The organism is Nocardioides sp. ChNu-99 (genome assembly GCF_029493445.1).
Classification (GTDB): Bacteria; Actinomycetota; Actinomycetes; order Propionibacteriales; family Nocardioidaceae; genus Nocardioides.
In genome coordinates this window covers 34,189-51,142 of record NZ_JAHWBL010000015.1, presented here as the reverse complement: position 1 = coordinate 51,142, position 16,954 = coordinate 34,189, and the positions used below count along the sequence as shown (strand labels likewise).

Genomic DNA, 16,954 nt, shown 5'->3' with positions numbered 1-16,954 from the left:
AGGCACCACCCCGTAGGACCGCAGGACAACAGAACACCGGAACCATCCACCAGGAGCGACCCGCACCGTCCGGCCCGGTCCTCGGTAGTGGCCCTCGGATCCCCGCGTCGCACGTCGACCGGCCGGCTCCGCGGGCCTCGATCGAAGACCGGCACGCAAGCCGCGGGACCTCGACGAGGCCCCACCCGCGCGTGGACGGCCCCCGTGCATCGCGACAGGCGAGCACGCCGCGGTTCGCTCCGCACACAGAACAGGGATCTCCTTGACCGAGTCCACCCCCACCGGGCCCGTCATCTCCGCCGTCGAGACCGTCCTCGACAACGGACGCTTCGGCACCCGCACCGTCAAGTTCGAGACCGGGCTGCTCGCCCGGCAGGCCGCCGGCTCCGTGACGGCGTACCTCGACGACGACACGATGCTGCTGTCCGCCACGACGGCGGGCAAGCACCCCAAGGACCACTTCGACTTCTTCCCCCTGACGATCGACGTCGAGGAGCGGATGTACGCCGCGGGCCAGATCCCCGGCTCGTTCTTCCGCAGCGAGGGCCGCCCGGGCGAGGACGCGATCCTCGCCTGCCGCCTCATCGACCGCCCGCTGCGCCCGACCTTCAAGAAGGGCCTGCGCAACGAGGTCCAGGTCGTCATCACCGTGATGTCGCTCAACCCCGACACCCCGTACGACGTGCTGGCGATCAACGCCGCGTCCATGTCGACGCAGCTCTCCGGCCTGCCGTTCTCCGGCCCCATCGGTGGCGTCCGAGTGGCGCTCATCGAGGGTCAGTGGGTGGCGTTCCCGACCCACAGCCAGCTCGAGGACGCCGTCTTCGACATGGTCGTCGCGGGTCGCGTCACCGACTCGGGCGACGTCGCGATCATGATGGTCGAGGCCGAGGCCACCGAGCAGACCTGGACCCTGGTCCAGGGCGGCGTGCAGGCCCCCACCGAGGAGGTCGTCGCCGGCGGTCTCGACGCGGCCAAGCCGTTCATCAAGCAGCTGGTGGAGGCCCAGGCCGAGCTCGCCAAGGCCGCCGCCAAGCCGGTCGCCGACTTCCCGGTCTTCCTCGACTTCGAGGACGACGTGTACGCCGCCGTCGAGGCCGCCGTGAGCGGCGAGACCGCCGCGGCGCTGACGATCGCCGGCAAGCAGGAGCGCGAGGAGAAGCTCGACGAGGTCAAGGCCGCGCTGCTCGAGCGCATCGGCTCCGACTTCGAGGGCCGCGAGAAGGAGGTCGGCGCCGCCTACCGCGCGCTGACCAAGCAGCTCGTCCGCGAGCGCGTCCTGCGCGACAAGGTGCGCATGGACGGTCGCGGCCTCGCCGACATCCGCCCGCTGCACGCCGAGGTCGGCGTGATCCCGCGCGTCCACGGCTCGGCGCTGTTCGAGCGCGGCGAGACGCAGATCCTCGGCGTCACGACGCTCGGCATGCTCAAGATGGAGCAGCAGCTCGACACGCTGTCGCCGGAGAAGCACCGCCGCTACATGCACAAGTACGTGTTCCCGCCCTTCTCCACGGGCGAGACCGGTCGCGTCGGCTCGCCGAAGCGCCGCGAGGTCGGCCACGGCGCGCTCGCGCGCCGCGCCCTCCTGCCCGTGCTGCCCTCGCGCGAGGAGTTCCCCTACGCGATCCGTCAGCTCTCCGAGGCCATGGGCTCCAACGGCTCCACCTCGATGGGCTCGGTCTGCGCCTCCACGCTCGGTCTCCTGCACGCGGGCGTCCCGCTGAAGGCGCCGGTCGCGGGCATCGCGATGGGTCTCATCTCCGGCGAGGTCGACGGCCAGACGCAGTACGTCGCGCTGACCGACATCCTCGGCGCGGAGGACGCGTTCGGCGACATGGACTTCAAGGTCGCCGGCACGCGCGAGTTCGTCACCGCGCTGCAGCTCGACACCAAGCTCGACGGCATCCCGGCGCAGGTGCTGGCCGGCGCGCTGACCCAGGCCCGCGACGCGCGCCTGGCGATCCTCGACGTCATGGACGAGGCCATCTCCGTCCCCGGCGAGATGTCCGCCACGGCGCCGCGCATCATCACGGTGAAGATCCCCGTCGACAAGATCGGCGAGGTCATCGGCCCCAAGGGCAAGGTCATCAACCAGATCCAGGACGACACGGGCGCCCAGATCTCGATCGAGGACGACGGCACCATCTACATCGGTGCCCAAGAGGGCTCGGCCGCCGAGGCCGCCCGCTCCGCGATCAACGCCATCGCCAACCCGACGATGCCCGAGGTCGGCGAGCGCTACCTCGGCACCATCGTGAAGACGACGAACTTCGGTGCGTTCGTCTCGCTGATGCCGGGCAAGGACGGCCTGCTGCACATCACCAAGCTGCGGGCCCTCAACGACGGAAAGCGCGTCGAGTCCGTCGACGACGTCGTCTCCGTCGGCCAGAAGATCCAGGTCGAGATCGGCGAGATCGACGACCGCGGCAAGCTGTCGCTCGTCCCCGTGGTCGAGGAGGCCGGCGAGCCGGCCGCCGAGGCCGCCGAGGTCGAGGGCGACTCCGCGGAGTGACCTCCCCGCACACCACCGGTCCGGCCGGCCAGCAGTCCGCTGCTGGCCGGCCGGCCCCGTTCCCGGCCCCCTCCCCGGCCCGCGCGGGGGGCGGCGTCGAGCCGACCCCGCTGCCGGCGGGCGTCCGCCGTACCGTCCTGCCCAGCGGCCTGCGCGTCGTGAGCGAGCACGTCGCCGGCGTGCGCTCGGCGAGCATCGGTGTCTGGATCGGCGTGGGCTCGCGCCACGAGGTGCCCGCGCTGCACGGCGGCTCGCACTTCCTCGAGCACGTGCTGTTCAAGGGCACGCGCGACCGCTCGGCGCTCGACATCTCCGTCGAGCTCGACGAGGTCGGCGCGGAGGTGAACGCGTTCACCGCGAAGGAGTACACGTGCTTCCACGCGCGGGTGCTCGACGCCGACGTCCCGCTCGTGCTCGACGTCATGGGCGACATGCTGACCTCCTCGCTCATCGCCGACGCGGACGTCGAGGCGGAGCGCGAGGTGATCCTCGACGAGATCGCCATGCACGACGACGACCCCGACGACGTCGTCCACAACCTCTTCGCCGCGCAGGCGTGGGGGGACTCGCCGTACGGCCGCCCGATCGCGGGCACCGAGGCCTCCATCGAGGCCATGTCGCCCGCGGCGGTGCGTCGCTTCCACCGTCGTCACTACCGGGCGCCGCGGATGGTGGTCTCGGCGGCGGGCAACGTCGACCACGACGCGCTGGTCGCCCTGGTGACCCGCGCCTTCGGCCGCCGTGGCTTCCTCGACACCGAGGCGGCCCCCGAGACCCCGCCGCTCGCCGACGCGGCGCCGCGCCCCACCGTGCGCCGGGTGCGCCCGGGACGGGCGAGCGCGACCCGCGGCTTCGAGCAGGTCAACGTCGTGCTGGGCACGGCGGGCCTCGCACGGGGCGACGAGCGCCGCTTCGCGATGGGCATCCTCACCACGGGCCTGGGCGGCGGCACGTCGTCGCGCCTCTTCCAGGAGGTGCGCGAACGGCGCGGCCTGGCGTACTCCGTCTACGCCTTCACCACGCAGCACGTCGGCGCCGGGCTCGTCGGCGTCGCGGTCGGGTGCCTGCCCGCGAAGCTCGACGCGACCCTCGAGGTGGTGCGGGCCGAGCTGGCCGCCGTGGCCCGCGGCGGCCTCGACGCCGACGAGGTACGCCGGGGCGCCGGCCAGCTGCGGGCCGGGCTCGTGCTCGGCATGGAGGACACGGCCTCGCGGATGCACCGCCTGGGCAAGGGCGAGCTGCTGGGGGAGCGGCTGCTCGGCGTCGACGAGGTCATCGAGCGCATCGACGCGGTCACCGTGGACGAGGTGGCCGAGCTGGCCGCGACCGTCCTGGGCGGCCCCGAGGTGCTCGCGGTGGTCGGCCCCTCCTGACGCGGGCCGGCCCGGGGCCGGCCGGGGCCGGTCAGATCTGGGCGGTGACCCGCTGCCCGACGATGCCGACGGAGCCCTGCTGCGGGTTCTGCACGACCGAGACGCGGAAGCCGCCCTCGGTGAGGGCCCGGCTCGCCGACTCGACGATGCGCTGCTTGCCCTCGGGACGCGTGGCCTCGTAGAAGAGGAACAGCTTGCCGCCGGGCAGCAGCTTCTCGTGCAGCAGCGCCACCTCGTCGGCGGCGCCGCGCACCCAGAACAGGTTGACGTTGAAGGCGAACGCCTTGTGGAGCCGCTTCACGGGCACGCGCAGGGTCGCGAGGTCGATCTGGCGCACCGTCAGCCGGCCCGCGTCGACGTATGCCGCGCAGCGCCGCTTCGTGCGGTCCACGCCCGACTCCGAGCGGTCGATGGCGAAGAGCTTGCCGGTCTCCAGGCGGGAGCAGACGAGCTCCGCCGCCGCGCCGGGCCCGCAACCGACCTCCAGGAGCTGGTCGCCGGGCTGGACGTCCATGACGTCGACTCCCCAACGGATCCGGGCCGGGATGGTCTGCTGCCTCATGCGGTACAGCCTGCCACCTGCGCCGAGCGGGTGCTGGCACCGCCACGGCCGGCGGACCCCTCGACCGGGTGGGCGACGGCGGCCGCGGCCCGCGTAGGTTGTCCTGCTGTGAGCGAGAACGGGACGCAGCGGACCCGGGTCGGCGTGCTGGGCGCGCGCGGCAAGGTCGGCCAGGAGATCTGCCGGGCGGTCGAGGCCGCCGACGACCTCGAGCTGGTGGCGCAGGTGGACGCCGGGGACGACGTCGCGGTGCTGCGCACCTCGGGCGCCGAGGTGGTCGTGGACTTCACCCACCCCGACGTGGTGATGGACAACCTCGAGGTGTGCGTCGCGGCCGGCATCCACGCCGTCGTCGGCACCACCGGGTTCGACGACGAGCGTCTCGACCGGCTCCGGTCGTGGCTCGCGGACTCGCCCGGCACGGGCGTGCTCATCGCCCCCAACTTCTCCATCGGCGCGGTGCTGATGATGCGGTTCGCGGCCGAGGCCGCCCGCTTCTACGAGTCGGTCGAGGTCGTGGAGCTGCACCACCCGACGAAGGCCGACGCCCCCTCGGGTACGGCGCGCCGCACCGCCGAGCTCGTCGCCGCGGCCCGGCGCGAGGCGGGCTGCCCGCCGATGCCGGACGCGACGTCGACGGCGCTCGACGGCGCCCGCGGCGCGGTCGTGGACGGCGTGCCCGTCCACGCCCTGCGCATCCGCGGGATGGTGGCCCACCAGGAGGTCGTGCTCGGTGGCCCGGGGGAGACCCTCACGATCCGCCACGACTCGATGGACCGCGCGTCGTTCGCGCCCGGCGTGCTCGTGGGCGTCCGCGAGATCGGCGCCCACCCCGGCCTCACGGTCGGGCTCGAGGCGTTCCTCGACCTCGACTGAGCGCTGGAGCGGACCGCGCGGGGCTCAGCCCACGCCCGCCGCGCGCAGCCCCGCGGCGGTGAGCGCGGCCAGCACCACGACGAGGAGGAAGTTCGCGCGCAGAGCGAGGGCGACGACCGCCACCGCGAGCCCGGCGACCCGGGCGTCGACGACCAGCCGCGACCCGTCCGCGACGGCCTGCACCGCCACCAGGGCGGACAGCAGGGCGATGGGCAGGGCCAGGGCCACCCGTCGTACGACGGGCCGTTCCAGCACCTCCGCGGGCAGGGACAGGCCCGCGAGCTTGAGCAGGTAGCTGCCGGCCGCGAGCACCAGCAGCGCGACCCACGTGGTGCTCACGACGCGCTCCCTTCGGCGGGGACCGGGCCTGGCGGCGAGCGCCGGGGCAGGAGCGCGGCCAGGAGGGCCACGGACGCGGACGCGAGCACGGGTACGCCGGCCGGCGTGGCGGGCACGAGCAGCAGGGCCAGCGCAGCCGCCACCACGGCGACGACGACGGCCGGCCGGTCGCCCAGCCGCGGCCACAGCAGGGCGAGGAACGCGGCGGCGACGGCCGCGTCGAGACCGTAGGTACGGGGGTCGCCGATGGCCGTGCCGGCGAGCGCGCCGACGAGGGTCATGAGGTTCCACAGCACGAAGACCGACCCGCCGGTGACGAGGAAGCCGAGGCGGGCGTGGTCGGTGCGGGTGGTGGCGGTCGCCACGGCGCTGGACTCGTCGATCACGAGCTGCGCGGCGCCGGCGCGCCGCAGTCCCCGCCAGCCGAGCAGACGCACCAGGCCGAGGCCGTAGAGCATGTTGCGCGCCCCGAGCATCAGGCCGGTGGCCGCGCCCGACCAGGGGGAGCCGCCGGCGGCGAGCACGCCGACGAAGGCGAACTGGGAGGCGCCGGAGAAGACCAGCAGCGACAGTGCGCAGGCCTGCCAGACGTCGAGCCCGCCCGCGACGGCGACGGCCCCGAAGGAGGTGCCGTAGAGGCCGGTCGCGACGCCGATGGCCAGGCCCTGGCGCACCAGGGCGCGCCGCCCGTCGACCTCCTCGGCCGGGCCGCTCACCCGGTCAGCGGTAGTCGTCGCCGAGGCGGGTGCCGATCTTGACGCGCGGCTTGGGCAGGCGCCACGGCTTGATCTGCAGCGAGCGGCTTACCGCGTAGAAGGTGAGGCCCTTGAAGGGCTCGTCGGGGAAGCGGCGGCGCACCTCGCGGCGCAGGCGGAAGCGCAGGTAGAGCACGTCGAGCACGACCAGCAGCAGCATCGTCGTCAGCACCAGGGTGCCCATGGCGACGAGGTCGGCGTTGCCCGAGTACTGCAGGACGAGCGAGAGCACCATGACCGGCAGCGTCAGCTCGGTGAAGGAGAAGCGCGAGTCCACGAAGTCGCGGGTGAAGCGGCGCACCGGCCCGCGGTCGCGCTTCGGCATGAAGGTCTCGTCGCCGGTCTTCATGGCCTGGCGGACCTTGTCCTGGCGGGCCTTGCGGTCGGCGCGCTCCTTGGCCGCCAGCTCCTTGCGGGAGCGGGCGGGCTTCGCGCGGGCCCGCGCCGCCGCCTCGGCCTCGCGCCGGCTCGGCGTGGGGCGACCCTTGGCGGCGGGGTTCCTCGAGGGGCGTCCGTCCACCTCGCCCGCGGGGTCGGGGGCCTCGGTGGTCGAGGGGCCCGGGTCGACGGGGGTGGAGCTACGACGGAACAACGCTGGCCTCACAGGACGGACGGTGGGGAGCGCACGGCACGGGGCCGGGACGCTCGCGGAGGTGCCAGGGTACCGGCCCGCCGCGGGCCGCACCCACCCTCGCCCGCCTTGAGGTTTGCGCCTAGTGTTGAGCGGGAAGCCGCAGCGGGCCCCGACCGCGGTCGGGAGCACCGGACGCACCGCCGCACGAGCACCGCCCGAGGAGAGGCCACCCGATGAGTCTGATGAAGCGCATGAGCCTGATCTTCAGGTCGAAGGCCAACACCGCCCTCGACCGGGCCGAGGACCCGCGGGAGACCCTGGACTACAGCTACCAGCGCCAGATCGAGCTGCTGAGCAAGGTGCGCCGCGGCGTCGCCGACGTCGCCACGAGCCGCAAGCGCGTCGAGCTGCAGGTGAACCAGCTCGAGCAGCAGGCCCAGAAGCTCACCGACCAGGCGCAGAAGGCGATCCAGGTCGGCCGCGAGGACCTGGCCCGCGAGGCCCTCACGCGCAAGTCGGGCCTGAGCCAGCAGATCGCCGACCTCCGCACGCAGCACGCGCAGCTGCAGGGCGAGGAGGAGAAGCTGGTGCTGGCGCAGCAGCGCCTGCAGGCCAAGGTCGAGTCCTTCCGCACGCGCAAGGAGACCATCAAGGCCACCTACACGGCGGCCGAGGCGCAGACGCGCATCAACGAGGCGATGTCCGGCATCGGCGAGGAGATGGGCGACGTCGGCCTGGCCATCCAGCGCGCCGAGGACAAGACGGCCCAGATGCAGGCCCGCGCCGGCGCGATCGACGAGCTGCTGGCCTCGGGTGCCCTCGAGGACGCCTCGTCGCTCAACCGCGGCGACGACATCGCCCGCGAGCTCGACGCGCTCAGCTCGGGTGCCGACGTCGAGGCCGAGCTCGCCGCCCTCAAGGGCCTCTCGGCCCCGTCCGCCCCCCAGGCCATCGAGGGTGCGCCGGCGAGCGGCGACATCCTCCAGCCGGAGGCGGTCAAGCGCACGGAGGGCGGTCAGCAGTGATCGTCCGCATCCTGGGTGAGGGCCAGTTCGACATCACCGACGCCTGCTTCGCGTCCCTGAACGCGCTCGACGACGCCGTGGAGAAGGCGGTCGAGGACGGCGACGAGGCGGCCTTCCGCCCCGCGCTGGCCGCGCTGCTCGCCGGCGTGCGCGCCGAGGGCGTGCCGCACGCCGCCGACGCGCTCGACGAGTCCGACCTGATCCTCCCGCCGGAGGACGCCTCCCTCGAGGAGGTCCGGGCGATGCTCGGCGACGACGGTCTCATCCCCGGCTGACGCCGGGCACCGCATGGCTCGGACCCGTTTCCTCCCCGATCGGGGCCTCACCGCCCGGATGACGCTCGTGCTCTTCCTCCTCGGCGCCCTGTTCGTGGCGCTGGTGGTGGGGATCATGTACGCCGTCCGCAGCCCCGGTCTCGCGGTGGTGGTGGGCCTCGTCGGTCTCGCCATCGCGTTCTTCCAGTGGTGGTCCTCGGACACGCTCGCGATGCGCGCGATGCGCGCCCGTGAGGTCTCCCCGCAGGAGGCGCCGGAGCTGCACGGCATGATCGACCGGCTCTGCGCGCTGGCCGACATGCCGAAGCCCCGGGTGGGGGTCGCCGACATGGACATCCCCAACGCGTTCGCCACCGGGCGCTCGCCGGACCGGGCGGTGGTCTGCGTGACGACCGGGATCCTGCGCCGCCTCGACGCCGAGGAGCTCGAGGGCGTGCTCGCCCACGAGCTGTCGCACGTCGCGCACCGCGACGTCATGGTCATGACCATCGCCTCGTCCGCGGGCATCGTGGCCGGCATGGTCACCCGGGGCGCGCAGTACGGCGCGTTCATGGGCGGCGGCCGGGACCGCAACGGCAAGGGCGGGGGCGCCGCGGCCCTGCTCCTCGCGCTGGTGATCTCGCTCGTGGTCTACGCCATCAGCTTCTTCCTCACCCGGCTGCTCTCGCGCTACCGCGAGCTGTGCGCCGACCGCTCGGGCGCCTACCTGACGCTCAAGCCGGCGGCGCTGGCGTCGGCGCTGCAGAAGATCACCGGGGAGATGGCCTCGATCCCGCAGCGGGACCTGCGCACGTCGCGGGCCATGAACGCGTTCTTCATCGCTCCCGCGATCAGCGGGGCGTCGCTGTCGACCATCACCTCCACGCACCCGTCGCTGGAGCAGCGGCTCGAGCAACTGGCGCGCATCCAGGCCGACCTCGGCCGACCGGGGGTGTGACGTGGGGTTCTGGGACGCGGTCCTGGGGCGCCGTGCGCCGAAGCAGGCCGACCTCGACGCGCTGTTCGGCGTGCCGAGCGCGGCCATCACCCTGCAGACCGCCCTGGGGCTCGAGCCCACCGGCGTCGGCTCGGTCTGCTTCCGGTCGGCGGACGGAGCGGCCTTCCGGTCGACGGAGGCCGACATCGTGGCCCTCCTCGACGCGGACCCCCGCACGCCGGCCGCCGAGCGCACCGTCGACGAGTTCGGCTTCACCTGGCTCGTCGTACGACGGGACCCGGCGGACGTCGCGGGCCTGTGCACCGACCTGCACGCGGTGAACGTGCTGCTGGAGGAGCAGGGGTTCGGGCCGTCGCTGCTCTGCTCGGTCGTCGGCTTCGCCGCCCCCGGCGACGGTCCGCGCCTGGGCCTCGTGTACCTCTACAAGCAGGGCACCTTTTACCCGTTCGCCCCCACCGGCGCGGACACGCGTGACAACCTGACGGAGATCAACGTGCGCGACCAGCTCGCGACCGAGCTGCCGGTGGAGCCGAGCCTGCAGCGCTGGCTCGCGCTCTGGGGCGCACCCGGGCTCTGAACCGCTGGACCGAGGCCCCGCGCAGGCGCGGGGTGGGAGGAGGACGGGCCGATGGGCCAGCAGGCGAAGGACCTCGAGGAGGCGATCGACCGCTACGGGTTGCTCGACCCCCCGCCCCGCGAGGTGCAGGCGGTCGTCGAGATGGCGGCCTTCGTGGCCCGCGTGCCCCTGGCGACCGTCAACGTCATCACCTCGACCCAGCAGCACCAGATCGCGACGGTCGGCTTCGATGCCTCGATCTGCCGGCGTGAGGACTCCATGTGCGCCGTCACGGTCGAGCTCGGCAGCCCCGTCGTGGTGCCCGACGCCCGCCTCGACGAGCGCTTCAGCGCCAACCCGTTCGTCGACGGTCGCATCAACACGGTCCGGTTCTACGCCGCGCACCCGCTGCGGACGCAGGACGACGTCGTCATCGGCACGCTGTGCGTCTTCGACACCGAGCCGCGCGAGCTCGACGAGACCCAGCGCCTGGCGCTCTCGACGCTCGCCGACCGCGTGGTCGACACCCTCGAGCTGTCCCGGCGGGCCCGTGCGCTCGACGCGTCGCTGCGCCGTACCGAGGAGATGCGGGACGAGCTCGCGCGCTCCAACGAGCACCTCGCGGCCTTCGCCGGCCAGGTCAGCCACGACCTGCGCAACCCCCTGTCGACCGTGGCCATGTCGCTCTACCTGCTGCAGGAGCAGCTGGAGGAGCAGGGCGGCGCCCGCACGGTCGACCGCGCGCTGCGCGGCACGAAGCGGATGGAGGCCCTCATCGAGGACCTCCTGGCGTTCGCCCGCGTCGGGGGCACCCTGCGCCGCGACGACGTCGACCTGGGCCAGGTCGTCGCCGCCGTCCTGGGCGACCTGGACGGTGCGCTGTCCGGCGCGTCCGTAACGGTGGGCGAGCTGCCCACCGTGTGCGGCGACGCCACCCAGCTGCGCGCCGTGCTGCAGAACCTCGTGGCCAACGCGGCCAAGTTCACCCGGCCCAGCGAGCCGGCGGCCATCGACGTCGCCGGGCGGCGCGTGGACGGCGGCTGGCGCATCGAGGTCGCCGACCGGGGGCTGGGGATCGCACCGGAGGACGCCGGGCGCGTGTTCGAGCCGCTCGTGCGCCTCGACACCCAGGCCGACGGGTCCGGCATCGGCCTCGCCACGTGCCGACGGGTGGTGGAGGCCCACGGCGGACGCATCGGGCTGGAGCCCCGCGAGGGTGGCGGCACCGTGGCCTGGGTCGAGCTGCCCGACTCCTGAGGCCCCGGGCCGGGGCTTCAGCGCGCGGTGCGCCCCGGCAGGTCGAGCATGCGCTGCAGGGCGACCTTCGCCCACTCCTGCGTCTCGTCGTCCACCCGGATGACGTTCGGCACCTGGCCCGCGACGAGCGACTCGAGCGCCCACACCAGGTGGGGCAGGTCGATGCGGTTCATCGTGGAGCAGTAGCAGACCGTCCGGTCGAGGAACGAGATCTCCTTGTCGGGGTGCGCCGCGGCGAGCCGCTTGACGAGGTTGAGCTCGGTGCCGATCGCCCAGCGCGAGCCGGGCTCGGCCGCCTCGATGGTCCGGATGATGAACTCGGTCGAGCCGACGAGGTCGGCGCGGGTGACCACCTCGTGGCGGCACTCGGGGTGCACCAGGATCTTGACGTCGGGGATGGTGGCGCGCAGCTCGTCCACGACCTCGGGGGAGAAGCGGCCGTGCACCGAGCAGTGGCCCTTCCACAGGATCATCTTGGCGTCGCGCAGCTGCTCGACCGTCAGCCCGCCGTTCGGGCGGTGCGGGTTCCACACCACGCAGTCCTCGAGCGAGAGACCCATCTCGAGCACCGCGGTGTTGCGGCCGAGGTGCTGGTCGGGCAGGAAGAGCACCTTTCCCCGGCCCTCCGGGCGCTGCGCGAACGCCCACTCCAGGGCGACGTCGGCGTTGGACGAGGTGCACACGGCGCCCCCGTTGCGCCCGCAGAACGCCTTGATGTCGGCGGAGGAGTTCATGTAGGTCACGGGCACGACGTCGTCGGCGACGCCGGCGTCCACGAGCGCGTCCCAGGCGTCCTCGACCTGGGGCAGCAGCGCCATGTCGGCCATGGAGCAGCCGGCGGCGAGGTCGGGCAGCACGACCTGCTGGCTGTCCGAGGTGAGGATGTCGGCGGACTCGGCCATGAAGTGCACGCCGCAGAACACGATGTACGGCGCGTCGGGGCGCGCCGCCGCCTCGCGGGCCAGCTTGAACGAGTCGCCCGTGACGTCGGCGAACTGGATCACCTCGTCGCGCTGGTAGTGGTGCCCGAGCACGAAGACCCGGTCGCCGAGCGCCTCCTTGGCCGCCCGGGCGCGCGCGACCAGCGTCGGGTCGGAGGCCGGGGGCAGGTCGCCGGGGCAGTCGACGCCCCGCTCGGAGTCGAGGTCGCTGCCGCGACCCAGGGGGAGCAGGGTCAGCTCGACGGTGGTCATGGGCTCCATGGTAAGCGCCGGGCAGGATGGGCGCGTGCGTGTGCTCATCGCCCCGGGCCCCTTCGCCGGCACCCTGACCGCCGGTGAGGCGGCCCGCGCCGTCGCCGACGGCTGGCGCTCGCGCGCCCCGGGCGACGAGCTCGACCTCGCCCCGGTCGCCGACGGCGGCTCCGGCTTCGTCGAGGTGCTCCACGCCGCCCTGGGGGGCCACCTCCTCGCGGTGGCCGTCCGCGACCCGCTCGGCGGCACCGTCCCCGCCACCGTCCTGCGGGCGGGGGACACGGCGTACGTCGCGTCGGCCCAGGCCTGCGCGGTGGGGCCCGGCGACCCGGCGACGGCGGAGCGGGCGTCGTCGTACGGCGTGGGGCAGCTGGTCGCCGCGGCCGTCGGCACGGGTGCGCGGCGGGTCGTGGTCGGCGTCGGTCCCAGCGCGGCGACGGACGGCGGGGCCGGGCTGCTCGCCGCGCTGGGGGCCCGGGCCGACCGCGCGCTCGACGCCGGGCCGGTGGCGCTCGACGGCGTGCGGGAGGTGGACCTCTCGGCCGCCCGCGCGGCCGTGGCAGGCGTCGAGCTGGTCGTGGCCCACGACGTGCCCATCCCGCTCACCGGCCTGTTCGGGACGGCCAAGGCCGCCGGGGTGGAGCGCGGGATCGCCGAGGAGCGGGTGCCGGCCGTCGACGGTCTGCTCGAGGGGTGGGCGGCGGCCGCGGGCCGGCGTACCTCGCTCGAGCCGGGGGCCGGGGCCGGGGGCGGGGTCGGGTACGGGCTGCTGCTGCTCGGGGCCGCTGCGGCGCCGGGTGTCGAGCTGGTGCTCGGCGCGGTCGGTCTCGAGGACCGGGCCCGCGCGGCGGACCTCGTCGTCACGGGGGAGGGCCGGCTCGACCCCGCGAGCCGGACCGGCAAGGCCCCCCACGGCGTCGCCCAGGTGGCGACCCGTGCGGTCCGGCCGTGCGTGGTCGTCGCCGGCGAGGTGCTGGTGGGGACCCGGGAGATGCGTGCGATGGGGGTGGAGACCGCCTACGCCGTGGTCGACGTGGCGGGGCGGGAGGCGGCGACCTCGGACCCGTACGACGCGCTCGCCCGCACGGCGGCCCGCGTGGCCCGGGCCTGGTCGCGCTGACGGCCCGCCCCACGCTGACACCCCCGCCTCGCGCGGGGCGGCGCGGCCGGGCACCGTGGGAGCGAACCGGGCCGCGGTCCGGATCGCGTCCGTCCAGGCCTCGGGAATACGGCAGGGGTGTGTCACCATTGACCTCACTGCACGAACAACCGCCGAACCTCCAGGGAGTGCACATGACCGAGCAGGTGGACATCCAGACGACCACCGAGCGTCGCACCGACCAGATCAACCTGAGCGCGACCGCGGCGTCCAAGGTCAAGAGCCTGCTGGAGCAGGAGGGTCGCGACGACCTCTCCCTCCGCATCTCGGTGCAGCCCGGTGGCTGCTCGGGCCTGCGCTACCAGCTGTTCTTCGACGAGCGGACCCTCGACGGCGACGTCGTCACCGACTTCGACGGCGTGACCGTGGTCGTCGACCGCATGAGCGTCCCCTACCTCAACGGTGCCGAGATCGACTTCGTCGACACCATCGAGAAGCAGGGCTTCACGATCGACAACCCGAACGCGACGGGCTCCTGCGCCTGCGGCGACTCGTTCCACTGAGCCGCGTCCGCCGGGTCGCCGGCGGACCAGCGCGAGCGCGACGAAGGCCCCACCTCCACGGAGGTGGGGCCTTCGTCGTCCCGGCGCCCCCGGCGCCGAGAGAGGCTGGCGGCGGGTGTCAGTCCTGGTAGATCGCGGAGGCCAGGCGCGCGGCGGCGGCGCTGACGGCGATCTCGGGCTTGCGGACCTCGCGGGGCTGGTCGTCGTACGCCAGCGAGGGTGCGGGGCGCAGCGCCGCGCGGGCCAGGCGCGCGGCGGGGGTGTCGAGGCGCAGCTCGCGGGTGGCCGCCCGGCAGTCCTGGACCAGGTCGGCGGGGGCGGCGGGGTCCGCGTAGGCGGGGCGGGGGGACGGCGTGGCGGGGGTCATGTCGCGAACGTAGGCGCTACCGCCGGGTAGACCCAGGGCTACCTGACGGTAGTGTCCCGGGCCCGCGCCGCGCGACGCCGCGGGACGGGGGCTGGGTGCTCCGCCGGGCCTCGCGTAGGGTCGGGCGTCGTGTCGCTCCTCATCACGGGATCCATCGCCACCGACCACCTCATGACCTTCTCGGGCAAGTTCGCCGACTCCCTCGTCGTCGACCAGCTCGACAAGCTGTCGGTCTCCTTCCTCGTCGACGACCTCGACGTACGACGGGGCGGGTGCGCCGCGAACATCTCGTTCGGCCTCGGCAACCTCGGCCTGCGGCCGATCCTGGTCGGCGCGGTGGGCGAGGACTTCGCCGACTACCGCTCCTGGCTGGAGCGCCACGGCGTGGACTGCGACTCGGTGCACGTCTCCGACACGCGCCACACCGCGCGCTTCGTCTGCACCAACGACGCCGCGATGGCCCAGTTCGCGACGTTCTACGCCGGCGCGATGAGCGAGGCCCGCGAGATCGAGCTGCAGCCGATCGTCGAGCGCGTCGGCGCGCCCGACTACGTGCTCGTCGGCCCCAACGACCCGGCCGCGATGCAGCGCCACACCGACGAGTGCCGCCAGCGCGGCTACCGCTTCGTCGCCGACCCCTCCCAGCAGCTCGCCTTCGGCGACGGCGACCTCATCCGCCCCCTCGTCGACGGCGCGGACATCCTCTTCTCCAACGAGTACGAGGCCGCGCTCATCGTTTCCAAGACCGGCTGGACCCACGAGGAGGTCCTCGAGCGGGTCGGCACCTGGGTGATCACGCTCGGCCCCGACGGGGTGCGCCTCGAGCAGGAGGGCGCCGAGCCGGTCGTGGTCGGCGCCGTGCCCGAGATCGCGAAGGTCGAGCCCACCGGGGTCGGCGACGCGTTCCGGGCCGGCTTCCTCGCCGCGCTCAGCTGGGACCTCGAGCACGAGCGGGCCGCGCAGGTCGGCTGCCTGCTCGCCGTGTACGTCGTGGAGCAGGTCGGCACGCAGGAGTACACGCTCGGCCGCGCCGCGTTCCTCGAGCGCCTCGAGGGCACCTACGGTCCCGAGGCCGTCGCCGAGGTCGAGCCGCACCTCCAGACGTTCCGCCCCTGACCGACGTCCCGCGCCCGGCCCCTCAGGCGCCGAGCGCCACGCGGTAGCGGGCCACCCCGTCGGCCGCGCGGTCCTCGCCGAGGAACCGGTGCCCCCGCATGCGGCACCACGCCGGCACGTCGACGCGCGCCGCCGGGTCGTCGGCCACCACGGCGAGCTCCGTCCCGTCGGGCCGTCCCCGCGCGGCCTTCGCGAGCGCCAGCACCGGCGCCGGGCACGGCAGCCCCCGGCAGTCGAGCTCGGTCACATCCCCACCTCCGCCCGCAGCCGTGCGACCACGCCCGGCAGGACGTCGAGGAAGCGCTCGACCTCGTGCTCCGGCGTACCGGGGTGCAGGGAGAGGCGGACGTTGCCGTGGGTGAGCGCACCCATGGCCGCGAGCACGTGCGAGGGCTCGTGGGTCGACGCGGTGCACGCGGAGCCGCTGCCCACGCCGAAGCCGGCGCGGTCGAGCTCGGTGACGAGGGCCTCGCCGTCGACGTAGAGGCACGAGAAGGTCAGCAGGTGGGGGAGCCGGTCGTCCGGGTCGCCCACGACGTCCACGTCCGGCACGCGGGCGGCCACCTCGCGGCGTACCCGGTCGACGAGCCGGTGCAGCCGTGCGCCGGTCTGCTCGGCCTCGGACACGACGGCCCGGAGCGCGGCCGCGGCGGCGACGGCGCCGGGCACGTCCTCGAACCCGCTCGCGCGCAGGTCGCTGCGGTCGTCGGCGGGGTACGGGTCGCGCCAGCGCACGCCCTTGCGGACCAGCAGCACCCCGACCCCGGCGGGCCCGCCCCACTTGTGCGCGGACGCGGCCGCCACGCCCCACCCGGCGGGCAGCGGCTGCCAGCCCACCGACGCGCACGCGTCGACGAGCAGGGGCACCTGGCCCGCGAGCCCGGCGAGCTCGGCGGCCGCGGCGACGGGCTGCGTCGTGCCGACCTCGTGGTTGGCCGACTGCAGGGCGAGGGCGGCGACGTCGCCCGGGGCCAGGGCCTCCCGCAGCGCGTCGAGGTCGAGCCGTCCGGACGCGTCGACCGCGACGGGTCGGGCGGAGCAGCCCAGGTCCCGCACGGCCCAGTCGGTGGCGTGCAGGACGGCGGAGTGCTCGACGGCGGAGTGGGCGAGCACGGTGCCCGCGCGGCGCCGGCCGCGCGCCAGCCCGAGGAGGCCGCGGTGGACCGCCTCGGTGCCCGAGCCGGTGAAGGTGACCTCGTCGGGACGCACGCCGAGGGACCCGGCGAGCACCTCGCGTGCGTCGTCGAGCAGCCGGCGGGCCTGCCGGCCGCCGTGGTGCAGGCGGCGGGGGTCGGCGTACCCCTGCTCGTACGCCGCGAGCAGCGCCGCACGGGCGGCCGGGTGCAGCGGGCGGGCCGACGCGGCGTCCAGGTCGGTCCACGGGGGCGGGGGAGCCGCGGACGGGGGGCCCGACGGGGCCGGCGGCCCGTCCGACGGGGGCGCGCCGAGGTCCCCGGGGCCCGTCACGGCGCCGCCGGGAGCGGGTGTCTGCTCCTCGCCTTCCACGGGTACCGACGTTAGTCCTACGCTGTGTAGGAGGTGAGGCGACCCTGGGGGTCGCTCCTCCCTGTGATT

Annotated in this window: 19 protein-coding genes; 11 read left to right on the top strand and 8 right to left on the bottom strand. The window is 74.4% G+C overall.

Going from position 1 to position 16,954, the window contains the following annotated elements; translation table 11 throughout:
- The first annotated feature begins 262 nt into the window (after positions 1 to 262).
- Together KK617_RS07335 and KK617_RS07330 are read left to right on the top strand one after the other, a co-directional pair.
- Positions 263 to 2,512, top strand: coding sequence for a polyribonucleotide nucleotidyltransferase (locus tag KK617_RS07335; protein WP_301801231.1), 2,250 nt, complete (start codon positions 263 to 265; stop codon positions 2,510 to 2,512).
- Entirely contained in the window at positions 2,509 to 3,885 is a 1,377-nt protein-coding gene (locus tag KK617_RS07330) for a pitrilysin family protein (protein WP_277499147.1), read from the top strand. Before KK617_RS07335 ends, KK617_RS07330 begins: the two co-directional genes overlap by 4 nt.
- 31 nt (positions 3,886 to 3,916) lie before the next feature.
- On the opposite strand, the gene KK617_RS07325 is transcribed toward KK617_RS07330, so the two are convergent.
- Positions 3,917 to 4,447: a class I SAM-dependent methyltransferase gene (locus KK617_RS07325; RefSeq protein WP_277499144.1), complete on the bottom strand. Its 531-nt coding sequence runs from the start codon at positions 4,445 to 4,447 to the stop codon at positions 3,917 to 3,919.
- Between the two features lie 108 nt (positions 4,448 to 4,555).
- On the opposite strand from KK617_RS07325, the gene dapB reads away from it, so the two are divergent.
- The gene (dapB, locus tag KK617_RS07320; protein WP_277499142.1) at positions 4,556 to 5,323 is read left to right on the top strand and encodes a 4-hydroxy-tetrahydrodipicolinate reductase; all 768 of its coding nucleotides are present in this window, start codon (positions 4,556 to 4,558) and stop codon (positions 5,321 to 5,323) included.
- Between the two features lie 24 nt (positions 5,324 to 5,347).
- Here the strand turns inward: dapB and KK617_RS07315 are convergent, their stop codons facing one another.
- Genes KK617_RS07315 through KK617_RS07305 form a run of 3 tightly spaced genes read right to left on the bottom strand, consistent with a single transcriptional unit; the run spans position 5,348 to position 7,021 of the window.
- Positions 5,348 to 5,662, bottom strand: coding sequence for an AzlD domain-containing protein (locus KK617_RS07315; protein WP_277499140.1), 315 nt, complete (start codon positions 5,660 to 5,662; stop codon positions 5,348 to 5,350).
- Positions 5,659 to 6,378, bottom strand: a complete 720-nt coding sequence (locus tag KK617_RS07310) for an AzlC family ABC transporter permease (protein WP_277499137.1) — start codon at positions 6,376 to 6,378, stop codon at positions 5,659 to 5,661. Before KK617_RS07310 ends, KK617_RS07315 begins: the two co-directional genes overlap by 4 nt.
- A gap of 4 nt (positions 6,379 to 6,382) precedes the next feature.
- On the bottom strand, positions 6,383 to 7,021 hold the full coding sequence (locus tag KK617_RS07305) for a DUF3043 domain-containing protein (RefSeq protein WP_277499136.1): 639 nt from the start codon (positions 7,019 to 7,021) through the stop codon (positions 6,383 to 6,385).
- Between the two features lie 203 nt (positions 7,022 to 7,224).
- Between KK617_RS07305 and KK617_RS07300 the strand changes: the two genes are divergently transcribed.
- Genes KK617_RS07300 through KK617_RS07280 form a run of 5 tightly spaced genes read left to right on the top strand, consistent with a single transcriptional unit; the run spans position 7,225 to position 11,041 of the window.
- Positions 7,225 to 8,016, top strand: a complete 792-nt coding sequence (locus tag KK617_RS07300; RefSeq protein ID WP_277499135.1) for a PspA/IM30 family protein — start codon at positions 7,225 to 7,227, stop codon at positions 8,014 to 8,016.
- Positions 8,013 to 8,291 (top strand): hypothetical protein, encoded by a 279-nt coding sequence (locus KK617_RS07295; RefSeq protein ID WP_277499134.1) that lies wholly within the window; start codon positions 8,013 to 8,015, stop codon positions 8,289 to 8,291. Before KK617_RS07300 ends, KK617_RS07295 begins: the two co-directional genes overlap by 4 nt.
- 13 nt (positions 8,292 to 8,304) lie before the next feature.
- Positions 8,305 to 9,228, top strand: coding sequence for a zinc metalloprotease HtpX (htpX, locus tag KK617_RS07290; RefSeq protein ID WP_277499133.1), 924 nt, complete (start codon positions 8,305 to 8,307; stop codon positions 9,226 to 9,228).
- Position 9,229: 1 nt separating this feature from the next.
- Complete coding sequence (locus tag KK617_RS07285; protein ID WP_277499131.1) at positions 9,230 to 9,805, top strand: hypothetical protein; 576 nt, start codon at positions 9,230 to 9,232, stop codon at positions 9,803 to 9,805.
- Positions 9,806 to 9,856: 51 nt separating this feature from the next.
- Positions 9,857 to 11,041 (top strand): GAF domain-containing sensor histidine kinase, encoded by a 1,185-nt coding sequence (locus KK617_RS07280; protein ID WP_277499129.1) that lies wholly within the window; start codon positions 9,857 to 9,859, stop codon positions 11,039 to 11,041.
- A gap of 17 nt (positions 11,042 to 11,058) precedes the next feature.
- On the opposite strand, the gene nadA is transcribed toward KK617_RS07280, so the two are convergent.
- On the bottom strand, positions 11,059 to 12,234 hold the full coding sequence (nadA, locus tag KK617_RS07275) for a quinolinate synthase NadA (protein ID WP_277499128.1): 1,176 nt from the start codon (positions 12,232 to 12,234) through the stop codon (positions 11,059 to 11,061).
- A gap of 34 nt (positions 12,235 to 12,268) precedes the next feature.
- On the opposite strand from nadA, the gene KK617_RS07270 reads away from it, so the two are divergent.
- On the top strand, positions 12,269 to 13,354 hold the full coding sequence (locus KK617_RS07270; RefSeq protein ID WP_277499127.1) for a glycerate kinase: 1,086 nt from the start codon (positions 12,269 to 12,271) through the stop codon (positions 13,352 to 13,354).
- Between the two features lie 173 nt (positions 13,355 to 13,527).
- Positions 13,528 to 13,896, top strand: coding sequence for an iron-sulfur cluster insertion protein ErpA (erpA, locus tag KK617_RS07265; protein WP_277499125.1), 369 nt, complete (start codon positions 13,528 to 13,530; stop codon positions 13,894 to 13,896).
- Positions 13,897 to 14,014: 118 nt separating this feature from the next.
- On the opposite strand, the gene KK617_RS07260 is transcribed toward erpA, so the two are convergent.
- Positions 14,015 to 14,263 carry a hypothetical protein gene (locus KK617_RS07260; RefSeq protein WP_277499123.1) on the bottom strand — a complete coding sequence of 83 codons (249 nt, stop codon included), beginning with the start codon at positions 14,261 to 14,263 and terminating at the stop codon, positions 14,015 to 14,017.
- Between the two features lie 129 nt (positions 14,264 to 14,392).
- Between KK617_RS07260 and KK617_RS07255 the strand changes: the two genes are divergently transcribed.
- Entirely contained in the window at positions 14,393 to 15,379 is a 987-nt protein-coding gene (locus KK617_RS07255) for a carbohydrate kinase family protein (RefSeq protein WP_277499120.1), read from the top strand.
- Between the two features lie 22 nt (positions 15,380 to 15,401).
- Here the strand turns inward: KK617_RS07255 and KK617_RS07250 are convergent, their stop codons facing one another.
- Both KK617_RS07250 and KK617_RS07245 read right to left on the bottom strand, forming a co-directional pair.
- Positions 15,402 to 15,626: a sulfurtransferase TusA family protein gene (locus KK617_RS07250; RefSeq protein ID WP_277499119.1), complete on the bottom strand. Its 225-nt coding sequence runs from the start codon at positions 15,624 to 15,626 to the stop codon at positions 15,402 to 15,404.
- Positions 15,623 to 16,885 (bottom strand): aminotransferase class V-fold PLP-dependent enzyme, encoded by a 1,263-nt coding sequence (locus KK617_RS07245; protein ID WP_277499118.1) that lies wholly within the window; start codon positions 16,883 to 16,885, stop codon positions 15,623 to 15,625. The genes KK617_RS07250 and KK617_RS07245 overlap by 4 nt, the downstream gene beginning before the upstream one ends.
- Positions 16,886 to 16,954: the final 69 nt, after the last annotated feature.

What these genes read in the sequence shown, in the direction of transcription:
- htpX (WP_277499133.1), top strand. Translation starts at nt 8,305, where the DNA reads ATGGCTCGGACCCGTTTCCTCCCCGATCGGGGCCTCACCGCCCGGATG.
- KK617_RS07260 (WP_277499123.1), bottom strand. Translation starts at nt 14,263, where the DNA reads ATGACCCCCGCCACGCCGTCCCCCCGCCCCGCCTACGCGGACCCCGCC.
- nadA (WP_277499128.1), bottom strand. Translation starts at nt 12,234, where the DNA reads ATGACCACCGTCGAGCTGACCCTGCTCCCCCTGGGTCGCGGCAGCGAC.
- KK617_RS07280 (WP_277499129.1), top strand. Translation starts at nt 9,857, where the DNA reads ATGGGCCAGCAGGCGAAGGACCTCGAGGAGGCGATCGACCGCTACGGG.
- erpA (WP_277499125.1), top strand. Translation starts at nt 13,528, where the DNA reads ATGACCGAGCAGGTGGACATCCAGACGACCACCGAGCGTCGCACCGAC.
- KK617_RS07300 (WP_277499135.1), top strand. Translation starts at nt 7,225, where the DNA reads ATGAGTCTGATGAAGCGCATGAGCCTGATCTTCAGGTCGAAGGCCAAC.
- KK617_RS07325 (WP_277499144.1), bottom strand. Translation starts at nt 4,447, where the DNA reads ATGAGGCAGCAGACCATCCCGGCCCGGATCCGTTGGGGAGTCGACGTC.